We start from the raw sequence: 13,477 nt of genomic DNA on the forward strand, positions 1-13,477 counted from the left end.
CGACCCTTCGTCTACCACACATATATTACCACGAGTGGCGGCATGTACGGCCACTCCTCCCCCCTGACGGCATATGTTGCCCCTATCACACGAGCGGCGCTTGTGAACGAGACGCACTCCTAGCCACCGGAGCGAGGGACAGCGCGCGGGTTCGGCCGGACTACGGGACCCCGCCGCGACACAACAGGCAACAGTTGCCAGAACCTTCGACCGGCCCCGATGAGAGTCTTCAAGCGGCGCGAGTGGGTACGGGCGGGCAATGACAGACATCGTCTCCGCGGAGTGGGTCGCCGACCACCGCGAGGACATCCGCATCGTGGACGTGCGCGACGCGTGGGAGTACGACGGTCTCGGCCACCTGCCGGGCGCCGTGAGCGTCCCGTTCGACCGGTTCCGAAGCGACGAGGGCGAGGCGGGGATGCTCCCCAGCGAGGACGAGTGGTCGGCCCTGCTCTCGGAGGCCGGCGTCGCCGGCGACACCGAGGTAGTCGCCTACGACGACCACCACGGCGTCTTCGCGGCGCGGTTTCTGGTCACCGCGGAACTGCTGGGCCACGACCCCGAGAGGCTACACCTGCTCGACGGGGACTTCTCCAGTTGGCAACTCGAACGCGAGACGACGAGCGAGGCGCCCGACGTAGAACCCACCGAGTACGCCGTCGACCCGCCCGAGTCGTCGCCCCTGGTCGGCCCCGACGAGGTGGCCGCCGCGAGCGACGACCCCGACGCCGTCCTCGTCGACACCCGCGAGGACGAGGAGTACGTCGAGGGCCACATCCCCGGTGCCGTCCTGCTGGACTGGCGGGACCTCGTCGACGACGAGACGCGCGGCCTCCTCCCCCGCGAGGAGGCGCTCTCGGTACTGGAGTCGGTCGGCGTCGTCCCCGAGAAGCGAATCGTCCTCTACTGCAACACCGCCCGGCGAATCAGTCACACCTACGTCGTCCTCCGCCATCTCGGGTTCGAGGACGTGGACTTCTACGAGGGGAGCCTCACAGAGTGGGAGGCCGAGGACCGACCGATGGAGACTGGCGAGGCCGAGTAAATCGACTCGGAGAACCGACGCGGGCGTCACACTGCGTTGTTCGGCCCGCGCTCCTCGGCGAGGAGGTTCGCCGCCTCGACCAGCAGTGCGACGACCACCGGCCCCGCGATGAACCCCACCAGCCCCAGCGACAGCACCCCGCCGGTGAACCCGACGAAGTAGAGGCTGGCGGGCATCCCCGTCGTGTAGCGAGCGAGTCGCGGCCGGATGACCGCGTCGGGGAGGAAGCCCACGAGGACCAACCCCAGCACGGTCACCAACAGCGCACCCACGGCGTCGCCGGTCACGAGGTCCGCGGCGGCGATAGCGACGACGACGACGCTCGGCCCGACGACGGGGACGAACTGCAGGATGCCGGCGACGACGGCCAGCGAGAACGCGCTGTCGTAGCCCAGCACCGCGAAGACGGCCCACGCCATCAGGAACGTCCCGAACGCCGTCGCCGCCTGGAGGACGTAGATTGCGTACAGCGTCCCGCGCAGGCGTTCGTGGAAGCGAGTGACGACGTCGTGGTAGGGGGCCGGTATCGTCCGGTACAACACCCGCCCCGGCGCGCTGGGCCGCCAGAGCATCGCGTACAGCAGGATGGTGAAGAGGACGACTTTCAGCGCGATGATGGGCGTCTCGCTGGCGATGGCGACGGCGACCCCTCGCAGACTCTCGCTGAGAGCGGCCAGCGTCGCCTCGATGTTTATCGGATACCGGAAGTCGCCGACGACGAGGGTGACGCTGTCGGGGAGTCGCTGGAAGAACTCGAACAGGTCCCGGCGGCGGCGGTACAGCACCGCGGCCGGCGGGACGGCGACGAGCGACCCGGCGACGAAGGCGATACCCGTCGTCACCGCCGCCGCGAGTCGCTTCGAGAGGCCGTGGCCGACGAACCAATCCGACAGCGGGAACAGGACGTAGGCGACGGTTATCGCGAAGAAGACGGTGGTCAGCACGCTCGACAACAGCACCGTCGTCAGGAGGGCCAACCCGACGAGTAAGCCCGCGAGCACGTACGTCCGCTGGCGAGTAACCACGGCGTAGCTTTCGTATCGGCCGACAAAAACGTTCCCGCAGCTGACAGCTGAACGAAACGACCTGTCAGGGGGCGACGCCGACGGTGACGAGCGTCCCGAACTCGCGGTACCGTTCGACCATGGCCTCCCGACTCGCCCAGTCCTCGGTGGGGAACTCGCTGGCTGGCGGAATCTCGATGTCTCGGTCCGGGACGTTGTCCTGCACGGCGACGGCGAGGCCCGCCTCGCGGAAGGCGGTACGGTACTCGGCGGCGTCCCAGCGGGTCATCGGCACGTCCACCAACTCGTCCCACGCGTGGGAGTGAGTGTTCTCCTCGTAGTAGTTCACGGCACAGTGGAAGGTCCCCCCGGGCCGGAGGACGCGGGCCACCTCGTCGAGGACGGCGTGGGGGTCGCTCGCGTAGTAGAACGCCTCCATCGAGAAGCAGTGGTCGACGCTGTCGGACTCGAACGGGAGGTGTTCGAAGTCGCCGACGAGGTAGCCCACGTCCGGGTCGTCGGTGTACGACCGGGCGTTCTCGGCCATCGCGGGCGAGGCGTCGATGCCGTAGGCCCGCCCGGCGTCTTTCGTCTCCTTGAGGGCGCGGCCGGCGTAGCCGCTCCCACACCCCAAGTCGAGGACGGTGTCGCCCGCCTCAACGGGCATCCGGGCCAAGACGTGCTTCGCGGTGTGCCAGTGGCGGTCCTCCATCCCGCGGTCCTTCCCGCGGGCCGCCCAGTCGTCGAACTCGTCGCTGACGCTCATGCCCACCCGTGGGGGCGTCCGGGCCAAACACCCTTCGACTCGGCCGCCGACTCCGAGAACGTTATCCGGCCGGGCCGTCCAGAGAGGGGTATGCGCCGCCGTCGCCGCCGGTACCGTATCGCCGACACCGCCCAGCAGGTGGTCGGCGGGTTCCTGCTGGCCGGCCCCTTCGTGGTCACCGAGGAGGTGTGGGTGCTGGCCGCGAACATGACGACGTACCACGCGGCGCTGGTGGCCGCCATCGTCTTCGCCATCGGCTACGGGGCCCTCTACAAGGCCGACGCGGACCGCGACGTCGAACGGGAGGCCGAAGTCGCCGGCGTCCCCGTCCGGTTCGTCTCGCTGATGCTCGTCGCCTTCGGGTCGGTGGCGGTCCTCGCGCTGGTTTTCACCGCCCCCGACGCCTTCCTCGTGGAGGGCGGCATCCTGCCGGACCCGACGACCACGACAGTCGCCGTGACGACGCTGAAGGCGACGACGGTCGGCGCCATCTTCAGCGTCGTCGGGGCCGCTACCGCCGACAGCGTGTTCTAGGTGCCGAATTTCGGGAACCCGGACGCGAAAGCGAGACTGGACCGAACGACCAGAGAGCCCCTGCCCACACCGGGAAGGCGGACGAAGTACGCACGCGAGGCGAGCCCCGGCAATCGAGCGTCCGGGAACGTCGTGGCCGTCTCACTCACCCCTACTCCCAGTTCCCACTCGACGACCATCCACTGGCGAGACCCGCAGGCTTAATGACTGTCGCCTCGCTCTTTCGGGTACATGGAGTATACGCTGGCCATCGACAACACGCCAGACACCGTCGAGGGCGGGACGGGCATCCTCCTCCTGCACCCGAGCACCGGAGCGACGGACCGACTCGACACCGACTTCCTCTCGACCGACACGGACGCGATGCTGGTCATCTCGACGCGGACCACCGCCCGTGAGGTCAAGCAGAAACTGGAGTACTACGAAGTCGACGAGGACAGCGCGACCATCCTCGACACGCTCTCGGTCGAGCGAGGGTACACTCGCCGACAGTCCGAGAACGTCCGCTACGCCTCCGCCCCCGACGACTTGGAGGGCATCGTCGCCGAGACGGAGGCGTTCCTGCAGGACCACGAGGGGAAACTGCGCGTGAGTTTCGACTCGCTGACCGAACTCATCTACTACGCCGACGAGGAACAGGCGACGGCGGCCGTCGAGGACATCCTCGAACTGCTCGAGGAGTACGACGCCGTCGGGATGTTCCACCTCGCGAAGGGCGTCCACGACGCGGACACCGTCGACGACTTCCGGGCGCTGTTCGACGGCGTCGTCGAACTCGGCGAGGACGACGCGGTCACCAGCGAGTTCTGAACGCCGGTGGACCCCCAGTCCTCGGGTGTGACAATTCCTACCAAAGCACCAACAATTAAGACGATATAGTCCGTCATTCGCACCTGTATGCCGGAATGCCAGAACTGCGGTAATTTTGTAACGGCCGACTACGCGCGTGTCTTCACGCCGAACGGGGTCGAGAAACCGCGGGTCTGTCCGCAGTGTGAAGACAAGATTCGTGACGGGGCCGACGTCCGCGAGGCCCGGTCCACGCGGCGCGGGTAATCGAACTGGGGTCGAACAGCACGCTCTCTCTCCCCCGGGGCCTTCTGCCCGGGCGTTCTCGGCCGGCGACCAGTGCCGACAGTCTCAGCGAGCGTCGGCAAGCAGGTCCCGCGCCGTCGTCAGCACCGCGTCGGCCCGGTCGGCGTCGCGGGCCTCGGCGGTGACGCGAATCAGCGGTTGGGTGCCGCTCGCGCGGAGGAGGAACCACGCGTCGCCGAGGTCGACGCGCACGCCGTCGAGCGTGGTCACGTCGTCGAACTCGTCCAAGACCCGCTCTCGGACCCGGTCCATCACGGCACCCTTCTCGGTCACCTCGACGTTGTCCCGGCGGATGGGGTAACTCGGCACGTCCGCGGCCCGGTCGGCGAGCGGTCGGTCGGCGGCCAGCGCGACGGCGGTACAGGCCGCGAGCGGGCCGTCGGGACACAGCGTCCGGTCGGGCCATATCCACGCGCCGCTGGGTTCCCCGCCGAAGGCGACGCCCGCCTCGCTGGCGGCCTCCGCGACGTAGACGTCGCCGACCGGCGTGTACTCCACGTCTACGTCGATTTCCGCGAGGTGGTCCGCGACGGCGAGACTCGTGTCCACCGGGACGGCGACCCGTTCGCCGGGGCTGGCGGCGTCCCGCGCGAAGAGAGCCAGCAGGACGTCGCCCGAGAGATAGGTGCCGTCGGCGGCCACCGCGCGCATCCGGTCCGCGTCCCCGTCGTGGGCGATACCGACCTCGGCGTCCGACTCTGCCACGAGCGTCGCGAGCGACTGGCAGTTCTCGGGCGTCGGTTCGCTCGGCCGGCCGGGGAACGCGCCGTCGGGTTGGCCGTTCAGCGTCTCGACGTGACACCCCATCGCCTGCAGGACCTCAACGGTGACGCCGCCGGCACCGTTGCCCACGTCCACGAGAACGTGGCTGTCGAGTGTCTCGTGGCCCAGTTCCGACCGGACGGCCTCGGCGTGGCGGGTGCGAGCGCCCGTCTCCCACGATTCCAGGCGGCCCACGCCGTCCCAGTCGGCCGGGTCGAACGCGCCCTCGGCGATGCGGTCCTCGATAGTCTCGCGTCGCTCGGCGTCGAACGCCTGCCCGGAGGGTTGCCAGAGTTTGATGCCGTTGTCCTCGGCGGGGTTGTGGCTCGCGGTGATGGAGACGCCGGCGTCGGCGTCGCGCCACCCGACGGCCCGGCCGACCGTCGGCGTCGCGGCGAGGCCGACGTCCACGACGTCCGTGCCGCTCTCGCGCAGACCCGCGACGAGCGCCGACTGGAGGAACTCGCCGCTCTCGCGCGGGTCCCGTCCGACGACCACGCGGTCGCTGTCGACGCCCAGCGCCCGCCCGACCGAGAGCGCTAGCTCCGCAGTCACCGTCTCGCCGACCGGCCCGCGAATGCCACTCGTCCCGAATAGTGTCATACTCGGGTCCGCGAGTGGAGGCGGAAAAAGGGTGTCGCCACGGGAACTGACAGTTATTCCGGCGACCACTCACAGGCCGTCCCGGTCGTCAGCCCCGTCTCGTCGATGTGGGCCGACAGACAACCGTAGTTACAGAACTGCGCCGTCGGCTCCGAACCCGGCTCCGTCGAGAGGTACAGTGGGTCGTGGTCCTCGACCGGACTGCCGCAGTACGTACACTCCATGTCCGAGTGGAGCGCCCCGAGCAACAAACGTTTTGTCCGCGTCCGCGGCATCTCCGGGCATGAAACAGGGCGGCTCCGACGCGGCGAAGCGCGCGGCCGGCGAGGCGGCGGCCGAGACAGTCGAGGACGGGATGGTGGTCGGTCTCGGGACCGGGAGCACCGCGGCCCACGCCATCCGGGCTATCGGGCGAGACGTCGACGCCGGACTGGACGTGGTCGGCGTCCCCACCTCCTTCCAGTCCCGCGAACTCGCCCGCGAAGCGGGGATTCCGCTCGCCGACTTGGACGAGGTGTCGGTCGACCTCGCCATCGACGGGGCCGACGAGGTGGCCGGCGGCGACCTCGTGAAGGGCGGCGGCGCGGCCCACGCCCGCGAGAAGATAGTCGACGCCAGCGCCGACCGCTTCCTCGTCGTCGCGGACCCGACGAAAGAGGCCGAGACGCTCTCGTACCCCGTGCCGCTGGAAATCCTGCCCGCGGCCCGGAGCACCGTCGCAGCGTCTGTCCGAGACCTCGGCGGCGACCCCGACCTGCGGCGGGCCGAACGGAAGGACGGCCCAGTCGTCACCGACAACGGCAACCTCGTGCTGGACTGCGCGTTCGGCGAGATGGGCGACCCGGCGTCGCTGGCGGCGGACCTCGCGGCGCTCCCGGGCGTCGTCGAACACGGCCTGTTCGTCGGCATGGCCGACGCCGTCTACGTCGGGAGCGAGGACGGCGTCACGGTCAGAGAGCCGTAGCGGCGCTGTCGCTACCCGGCGAAGCGCCAAAGAAAGGGTGTGCTCGGAGACGACCTTACAGGTCGCGCGGCTGAACGGTCTTGCGGTCGTTCTCCTCGGCTCGGCGGGCTGCGTCGGCGAGCAGCTCCTCGACCTCGGCGTCGAGGGCGTCGTAGAAGTCCGAGGCAACGTTCATGTCATCGAGCTCTTCCTTCACAGCGGCTTTGACGATTAGGTCTGCCATACAATCGTGCCATCCGCAGGGGTAGCTTATATACTTTCCCCAATGATATGGCTCTCGCCGGTATTCACGGGGGTTTGAGACGTTTTTGGCCGTCTCCCCCTATATAAATAGCCCCCGAATCGGACATATCAGGGTCGAAAGCCCCCTCGCGGGCGGAAATTGGCTCCAGATACGTCCAGCGACGACGCTCCGGCGCTCGCGCGCGGTCGGCCAAGACCGACGGATAGGAGTAGTCGGCCCCCCGAACGGAGGCTATGCGAGACCTACTCGACGCGGTCGCGGCGGGAGAGGTGAGCCCCGCCGAGGCGGAAGCGGAACTCGCCGGGTACGCCACCAGCGGCGCCGGCCGGTTCGACGCGGCCAGAGAGAGTCGTTCGGGGGTCCCCGAGGCGGTGCTGGGCGACGGCAAGACCCCCGCGGAGATAGCCGACCTCGCGGCGACGGCCGTCGAGACGACCGGCAGAGCCATCGTCACCCGAATCGACCCGCCGGCGGCCGCCGCCGTCCGGCGGGAACTGGCGACCGAAGAACCCGACGCCACGGTCCGGTGGTCCGAGCGGTCGAACTGGCTCGTGGCGACGGCTCCCGACTTCGAGCGCCCCGAGTTGGACGCCGCCGTCGGCGTCGTCACCGCCGGCACCTCCGACGCGGTGCCCGCCGGCGAAGCGGCGATGCTAGTCGCCGAGATGGGGGCGACGGTCACCCGCATCTCCGACGTGGGCGTCGCGAGCATCGCCCGGACCATCGACGCCGTGGACCGCCTGCGCGACCAAGACGTACTGGTCGTCGCCGCCGGCCGCGAGGGCGCACTCCCCACCGTCGTCGCCGGCCTCGTCGACACGCCGGTCATCGGCCTCCCCGTCTCGACTGGCTACGGCCACGACGGCGAGGGCGAGGCGGCGCTCTCGGGCATGATTCAGTCCTGCACCTCCCTCTCGGTGGTCAACATCGACGCGGGCTTCACCGCGGGCGCGCAGGCGGGCCTCATCGCCAGACAGGTCGCCGACGCCCGGGCCGACGATGGGTAGCGACCGACCCGTATCTGGGGGAGAATACCCATACATTTGGGTAAACGAATATCCCTCCGGGACCCCTCTGAACCTACGTCGGCGGTGGTGTCGCCGACGAACACGATGCCTGAATGTGACCATTGCGGCGCGCACGTCTCAGACCAGTTCGCCCGTGTGTTCGCTGACGAGCGCGGACACATCAGGGCCTGCCCGAACTGCTCGGCGAACGCTGGCATCGCCGAGGTATCGAGAGAGCGCGCCCACAGAGTTTGAGGCCCACTGGGCCGCCCGCATCGTGCGATGACCACCACGCGGAGCCCTGTTCACTACGCCTACGTGCTGCGGTGTAGTGACGGAAGCTTTTACACCGGCTACACGACGGACGTCGAGCGCCGGGTGCGCGAACACGACGCCGGCGACGGGGCGAAGTACACCCGTGGCCGGACGCCAGTGGAACTCGTCCACGTCGAGGAGTTCGAGTCGAGGTCGGCGGCCATGAGCCGCGAGTACGAGATTAAACAGCTCTCCCGGGCCGAGAAGGAGTCTCTCGTCGAATCCTCGGACGCCGAGACGGCGTTCGACGCGTGAGGCGACGCGAGATTTTTTCACCGCTCACCGAGAGGGTGCCGACATGGACGACGACGACGCCGCGGCGATAGCGTTCGGGACCGACGGGTGGCGAGCGACGTTAGACGAGTTCACCGCACCGCGCGTGCGGATGGTCGGGCAGGGCGTCGCGACGGCGCTACGGGAGCAGGGGGCGTCCGGGACGGTGGCCGTCGGCTACGACGCCCGCGAGACGTCGCGCGGGTTCGCCGAGGAACTGGCCCGCGTCCTGTGTGCCAACGGGTTCGACGTACTGGTCCCGGAGCGTGACACGCCCACTCCCGTCGTCGCGTGGACGGTCACAGAGCGCGGCCTCGCGGGGGCGCTCCAGATTACGGCCAGCCACAACCCGCCGGAGTACAACGGCGTGAAGTTCGTCCCCGGGTCGGGTGCCCCGGCGCTCCCGGACGTGACCGAGGGCATCGTCGAGAACCTCGGCGACCCGGACCCCCTCCCCGAGGACGAGTGGGGGTCGGTCACCGAGGACGACCTCGTCGCCGACTACGCCGAGCACGCAATCGACTACGTCGACGCCGACCTCTCGGGGCTCTCGGTGGCCTACGACGCGATGCACGGGAGCGGTCGGGGTGTCACCGACGCGCTCCTCGAACGGGCCGGCGCGAACGTGACCGCCCTGCGGGTCGAGCAGGACCCCGAGTTCGGCGGCGGGTCGCCCGAACCGGCCGCAGAGAACGTCGAGGAACTGGTCGCCCGCGTGCGCGAGGGCGAGGCCGCCCTCGGCGTCGTCAACGACGGCGACGCCGACCGCATCGGCATCGTGACGCCCGAGCGGGGGTATCTGGACGCGAACCTCTTCTTCGCGGCGCTGTACGACTACCTGCTGGAGTCGCGGTCCGGCGACGTGGTCCGAACCGTCTCCACCTCCAGCATCGTCGACCGGGTGGCCGAGGCCCACGGCCAGTCCGTCCACGAGACGGCGGTGGGGTTCAAGTGGGTCGCACAGGCGATGGCCGACCACGACGCGCTGATGGGCGGCGAGGAGTCTGGTGGGTTCGGCCTCACCGACCACCTCCGCAACAAGGACGGCGTGTTGCTGGCGCTGGTGGCGGCCGCGGCCGAGTCCGAAGAGTCGCTGGACGCCCGCCTCGACCGCTTGCTCGACGAACACGGCGAGATTCATCAGGGACGGGTCAGCGTCGACTGCCCGGACGACCGGAAAGAGCCGGTGCTGGACGCGCTGGAGGACGAACTCCCCAACTCGGTGGCCGGCGAGAGCGTCGCCGGCGTCAACACCGTCGACGGGTTCAAGATACGGCTGGCCGACGGGACGTGGGTGCTGGTCCGGCCGTCGGGGACGGAACCGAAACTGCGCGTCTACGCCGAAGCGGGGAGCGAGGCCCGGGTCGACGAACTGCTGTCGGCGGGACGTGACCTCGTCGCCCCACTTGTTTAACCCGCCGGCGCGCGTCTCTCCGGTATGGACCCCGACGTCGAGTTCGCCTACACAGAGGGGATGTCCGAAGCCGAAGTCGAGAGCAAACTGCGCGACGCCACGGACGGCGTCCTCTCGCTGGCCGACGACGGCGACGCCTACGCAATCCCCGTGTTTCACCACTACGAGGACGGGGTGTTGTACTTCCGATTGGGCGAGACCCCCGACAGCAGAAAGGCCGCCTACATCGAGACGACCGACACCGCGACGTACGTCGTCTACGACGCCGAGCCGGTCGAGGACCCCGACGAACAGTACGGCTGGAGCGTCGTCGCCCGCGGCCCCGTGCGGGAAGTCCCGGCGGACGACCCGGCCTACGACGCCGTCAGCATCAACGACCGGTTCGCGCCCATCCGGGTGTTCGACGAAGCGCTGGACGAGATGGAGTTGACCCTCTACGAGTTGCGAATCGAGGAACTCGCGGGCCGGAAGGACTGAGGGCGACGGGCGTCAGCGCTCGCCACACCAGCGGCCGGCCTCGTCCGCCGGTTCGACGGCGAACCCGAGTCCCTCGTAGAACTGTTTCACGTCGGCGTCGAACGTCGCCGTCAGTCGCGCCCGTCGGTCGGCGGCGGCCCCGACGAGCGCCGTCCCGATGCCCTGTCCGCGACGGCGGCGACGGACCGCGACGGCCGCGATACGCTCGCCGTCGAGGACGAGTGCCCCCAGCACCCGCTCGCCGTCCTCGGAGACGGCCACGAGAACGCCGTCGCCGTCGATACCCGCCCGGACCGCCTCGACGTCGGTTTCGAGGGCCGCGCCGTCGAGGACGTTCAACACGTCGGGTACCTCATCGGCGATGGCGTCGCGGACGACCGTCATCGGCGGCGGGCCCCGTCGATAGCCGCCAACGGGTCGTCGACGCCGGGCCGGTCGGACGCCTCGCCGGTCGTCACCTCCGGGTCGGCGGCGAGTGCCGACAGCGACACCGGGTCCGGACCGGGGCCGACGTTGGGGTGCGAGAAGCCGCTCTCCTCGATAAGCATACGCTCGGAAGGCGCTCGACGGGCAAAAACGGTCGGTTCCGCCGGCCGACTCAGCCGCCCTTGATGAGTCTGACCACGCGCACGTGGTCGGCCTCGACCGGTTGGTTCGTCGGGACCGTCCGGTCGTCGACCAGCACCGACACCGCGTGCGGCGAGAGGTCCAGCGGCTTCAGCAGGTCGGCGTAGGTGGCGTCTTCGGCGACGCTGAGTTCGTGGGTGTCCTCGCCGGCCACCTCGACGGTGACGTCCATAGGCGTGTGTATCGGGATGGACGGCTTGAGTGTGTCGGCTAGCGACGAACAGCGACGACGAACACTGCGAGCGGGGCGTTTAAGGCTAGCCCGCGCCTCCCCACGACCATGAGTGAGGCCGAGTCCGAGTCGCGGGCGGGACGCGAAGAGGTGTGGATAGAGAAGTACCGCCCGGAGTCGTTAGACGACGTGATGGGCCACGAGGACATCGTGGGCCGGCTACAGAGCTACGTCCGGCGGAACGACCTCTCGCACATGCTGTTCTCGGGGCCGGCGGGCACCGGCAAGACCACCTGTGCGACGGCCATCGCCCGCGAACTGTACGGGGAGGACTGGCGCGAGCACTTCCTCGAACTGAACGCCTCCGACGAGCGGGGTATCGACGTGGTCCGGGACCGCATCAAGAACTTCGCGCGGACCAGTTTCGGCGGCCACGAGTACCGCATCATCTTCCTGGACGAGGCCGACGCGCTGACCAGCGACGCCCAGTCCGCCCTGCGCCGGACGATGGAGCAGTTCTCGAACAACGTCCGCTTCATCCTCTCGTGTAACTACTCCAGTCAGATTATCGACCCCATCCAGTCACGGTGTGCCGTCTTCCGGTTCTCGCCGCTGTCGGACGACGCCGTCGAGGCCGAGATTCGCCACATCGCGAGCGAGGAGGACATCGAACTGACCGACGACGGCGTCGACGCGCTGGTCTACGCCGCCGCCGGCGACATGCGCAAGGCCATCAACGGCCTGCAGGCCGCCTCGGTCAGCGGCGACGTGGTCGACGAGTCGGCGGTGTACGCCATCACCTCGACGGCCCGCCCCGAGGAGATTCACGACATGGTCCAGTCCGCACTCGACGGTGACTTCACGGCCGCCCGCGCGACGCTGGACCGACTGCTCACCGAGGAGGGCATCGCCGGCGGCGACGTCATCGACCAGTTGCACCGGTCGGTCTGGGAGTTCGACGTCGACGACGAGGCGGCGGTCCGCATCCTCGAACGCGTCGGCGAGACGGACTACCGCATCACGCAGGGCGCAAACGAGCGCGTCCAGTTGGAGGCGATGCTGGCCTCCCTCGCGAAGGGACAGTAGGGCTAGTCCCGCTGTTGGATATCTATCGCCACGTCGCCCTCGCCCGTGGCGAGTTGAACGATGCGGCCGGAGTAGCGGAACTCGCGGACCCGGTTCGAGGACGACCCGCCGACGCGGACGTCCGCGACCCGGTCCGACGGGTTGTCGTCGTCGCCGAAGACCGCCGATATTCGGCCCGTCACGCGGACGAACACCCGAACTGAGCCGCGGCGCGGGCCGGTAACCCGGACGTAACTCTCCCGCTCGTCGTCGTCATCGTCGTCATCGTCGTCGAACCGGTCGAGGTCGACCGTCCGCCCGTCGACCACGACGTCGGGCCGCCGCCGGGACCACCGGACGTCGGTGATGCGTCCGGTGAACTCGAAGGAGTCGACCGACGCCTCGTCGCTCAGAATCGCCCGGATGAACCCGGAGCGAGCCACGTCGTCGCTGTCGGCCCTGTCGCCCTTCCGGGCGTCGCCGGAGACGCGCACCTCGACGACGTTTCGCTCGTCGACGGTGTTGTAGATGCGCATCTCCTGAAACTCGTCGTCATCGTCGTCATCGTCGTCGTAGTCGCTCGGGTCGATGCGACGCCCGTCGACGTAGATTCGCGGTTCGGCCTCGCTCCAGCGGATGCGTCGAATCTGCCCGGTGAATTCGAACGTGTCGGCCGCCTCGCGGTCGGTGAGCACCGAGCGGATGCGTCCGTCCTCGGCGCTGTCTGCGTCTTCGGTGCCCTCGCCGAGTCGCACGTCGCCGGAGACGCGCACCTCGACGACGTTCCGGCGGTTCACGGTGTTCTCGATGCGGAGCGTCCGTCGCCGCTGCTGTGCGCTGGCCTCGCCGAACAGGGCCAGTCCCGTGAGCGAGAGCAAGCCCTTGGTCAGAGTGCGTCTATCCATCGTCGGTGCCAGCACGACCGGTGGGCGATTAGTTATGCGGCGGCGTCACACACTACCGTCGCCTTAGCGCTCCCCACCAGAAGTTTCGACGGGATTACCGACCGGAAGGCGCGGCCAACCGCGCTCCGAGACCCCCCACCTTGCCAGAACGGCGAATCCATCGTTTTCACCCGCGATAATTTCTCACGCAGGTTTATACGGGAGA

The 13,477-nt window shown here is 68.9% G+C and carries 20 protein-coding genes; 11 read left to right on the top strand and 9 right to left on the bottom strand.

Annotated features, from left to right (window positions below; genetic code table 11):
* Nucleotides 1-259: 259 nt before the first annotated feature.
* Entirely contained in the window at nt 260-1,045 is a 786-nt protein-coding gene (locus tag Hhyl6_RS07585; protein ID WP_483738608.1) for a sulfurtransferase, read from the top strand.
* Nucleotides 1,046-1,071: 26 nt separating this feature from the next.
* Here the strand turns inward: Hhyl6_RS07585 and Hhyl6_RS07590 are convergent, their stop codons facing one another.
* On the bottom strand, nt 1,072-2,070 hold the full coding sequence (locus tag Hhyl6_RS07590; RefSeq protein WP_483738609.1) for an AI-2E family transporter: 999 nt from the start codon (nt 2,068-2,070) through the stop codon (nt 1,072-1,074).
* 64 nt (nt 2,071-2,134) lie between these two features.
* Nucleotides 2,135-2,815, bottom strand: a complete 681-nt coding sequence (locus Hhyl6_RS07595; RefSeq protein ID WP_483738610.1) for a class I SAM-dependent methyltransferase — start codon at nt 2,813-2,815, stop codon at nt 2,135-2,137.
* Between the two features lie 90 nt (nt 2,816-2,905).
* Here Hhyl6_RS07595 and Hhyl6_RS07600 point away from each other — a divergent pair, with 90 nt between their 5' ends.
* The 3 genes from Hhyl6_RS07600 to Hhyl6_RS07610 all read left to right on the top strand — a co-directional run bounded on the left by Hhyl6_RS07600 (nt 2,906) and on the right by Hhyl6_RS07610 (nt 4,405).
* Nucleotides 2,906-3,349, top strand: a complete 444-nt coding sequence (locus Hhyl6_RS07600) for a DUF2391 family protein (RefSeq protein WP_483738611.1) — start codon at nt 2,906-2,908, stop codon at nt 3,347-3,349.
* 231 nt (nt 3,350-3,580) lie between these two features.
* Nucleotides 3,581-4,159, top strand: a complete 579-nt coding sequence (locus tag Hhyl6_RS07605; protein ID WP_483738612.1) for a DUF7090 family protein — start codon at nt 3,581-3,583, stop codon at nt 4,157-4,159.
* Between the two features lie 87 nt (nt 4,160-4,246).
* A complete protein-coding gene (locus Hhyl6_RS07610) occupies nt 4,247-4,405 on the top strand; it encodes a DUF7563 family protein (RefSeq protein WP_044952319.1) in 159 nt (52 codons plus the stop codon).
* An 84-nt stretch (nt 4,406-4,489) separates the two neighbouring features.
* Here the strand turns inward: Hhyl6_RS07610 and glmM are convergent, their stop codons facing one another.
* Together glmM and Hhyl6_RS07620 are read right to left on the bottom strand one after the other, a co-directional pair.
* Nucleotides 4,490-5,809, bottom strand: coding sequence for a phosphoglucosamine mutase (gene glmM / locus Hhyl6_RS07615; RefSeq protein ID WP_483738613.1), 1,320 nt, complete (start codon nt 5,807-5,809; stop codon nt 4,490-4,492).
* 53 nt (nt 5,810-5,862) lie between these two features.
* Nucleotides 5,863-6,033 (bottom strand): hypothetical protein, encoded by a 171-nt coding sequence (locus tag Hhyl6_RS07620; protein ID WP_483738614.1) that lies wholly within the window; start codon nt 6,031-6,033, stop codon nt 5,863-5,865.
* 59 nt (nt 6,034-6,092) lie between these two features.
* Here Hhyl6_RS07620 and rpiA point away from each other — a divergent pair, with 59 nt between their 5' ends.
* Entirely contained in the window at nt 6,093-6,773 is a 681-nt protein-coding gene (rpiA, locus tag Hhyl6_RS07625; protein WP_483738615.1) for a ribose-5-phosphate isomerase RpiA, read from the top strand.
* A 55-nt stretch (nt 6,774-6,828) separates the two neighbouring features.
* Here rpiA and Hhyl6_RS07630 read toward each other — a convergent pair whose 3' ends face one another.
* A complete protein-coding gene (locus Hhyl6_RS07630) occupies nt 6,829-6,996 on the bottom strand; it encodes a DUF1931 domain-containing protein (RefSeq protein WP_220617743.1) in 168 nt (55 codons plus the stop codon).
* Between the two features lie 254 nt (nt 6,997-7,250).
* Here Hhyl6_RS07630 and larB point away from each other — a divergent pair, with 254 nt between their 5' ends.
* The 5 genes from larB to Hhyl6_RS07655 all read left to right on the top strand — a co-directional run bounded on the left by larB (nt 7,251) and on the right by Hhyl6_RS07655 (nt 10,503).
* A complete protein-coding gene (gene larB, locus Hhyl6_RS07635; protein WP_483738616.1) occupies nt 7,251-8,024 on the top strand; it encodes a nickel pincer cofactor biosynthesis protein LarB in 774 nt (257 codons plus the stop codon).
* 105 nt (nt 8,025-8,129) lie between these two features.
* The gene (locus Hhyl6_RS07640; RefSeq protein WP_483738617.1) at nt 8,130-8,279 is read left to right on the top strand and encodes a DUF7563 family protein; all 150 of its coding nucleotides are present in this window, start codon (nt 8,130-8,132) and stop codon (nt 8,277-8,279) included.
* Between the two features lie 27 nt (nt 8,280-8,306).
* Nucleotides 8,307-8,594 carry a GIY-YIG nuclease family protein gene (locus Hhyl6_RS07645; protein ID WP_483738618.1) on the top strand — a complete coding sequence of 96 codons (288 nt, stop codon included), beginning with the start codon at nt 8,307-8,309 and terminating at the stop codon, nt 8,592-8,594.
* Between the two features lie 43 nt (nt 8,595-8,637).
* On the top strand, nt 8,638-10,026 hold the full coding sequence (locus Hhyl6_RS07650; protein ID WP_483738619.1) for a phosphoglucomutase/phosphomannomutase family protein: 1,389 nt from the start codon (nt 8,638-8,640) through the stop codon (nt 10,024-10,026).
* A gap of 24 nt (nt 10,027-10,050) precedes the next feature.
* Nucleotides 10,051-10,503 (top strand): pyridoxamine 5'-phosphate oxidase family protein, encoded by a 453-nt coding sequence (locus Hhyl6_RS07655; RefSeq protein WP_483738620.1) that lies wholly within the window; start codon nt 10,051-10,053, stop codon nt 10,501-10,503.
* A 12-nt stretch (nt 10,504-10,515) separates the two neighbouring features.
* Here the strand turns inward: Hhyl6_RS07655 and Hhyl6_RS07660 are convergent, their stop codons facing one another.
* The 3 genes from Hhyl6_RS07660 to samp2 are packed head-to-tail and all read right to left on the bottom strand — an operon-like array spanning nt 10,516 to nt 11,302.
* Nucleotides 10,516-10,887 (bottom strand): GNAT family N-acetyltransferase, encoded by a 372-nt coding sequence (locus Hhyl6_RS07660; protein ID WP_483738621.1) that lies wholly within the window; start codon nt 10,885-10,887, stop codon nt 10,516-10,518.
* Entirely contained in the window at nt 10,884-11,051 is a 168-nt protein-coding gene (locus Hhyl6_RS07665; protein ID WP_483738622.1) for a hypothetical protein, read from the bottom strand. Before Hhyl6_RS07665 ends, Hhyl6_RS07660 begins: the two co-directional genes overlap by 4 nt.
* 50 nt (nt 11,052-11,101) lie before the next feature.
* Complete coding sequence (gene samp2, locus Hhyl6_RS07670; protein ID WP_483738623.1) at nt 11,102-11,302, bottom strand: ubiquitin-like small modifier protein SAMP2; 201 nt, start codon at nt 11,300-11,302, stop codon at nt 11,102-11,104.
* A 108-nt stretch (nt 11,303-11,410) separates the two neighbouring features.
* Here samp2 and Hhyl6_RS07675 point away from each other — a divergent pair, with 108 nt between their 5' ends.
* Nucleotides 11,411-12,388, top strand: a complete 978-nt coding sequence (locus tag Hhyl6_RS07675; protein ID WP_483738624.1) for a replication factor C small subunit — start codon at nt 11,411-11,413, stop codon at nt 12,386-12,388.
* A gap of 2 nt (nt 12,389-12,390) precedes the next feature.
* Here Hhyl6_RS07675 and Hhyl6_RS07680 read toward each other — a convergent pair whose 3' ends face one another.
* A complete protein-coding gene (locus Hhyl6_RS07680) occupies nt 12,391-13,272 on the bottom strand; it encodes a hypothetical protein (RefSeq protein ID WP_483738625.1) in 882 nt (293 codons plus the stop codon).
* Nucleotides 13,273-13,477: the final 205 nt, after the last annotated feature.

It is taken from the genome of Haloarcula sp. H-hyl6, assembly GCF_056934455.1.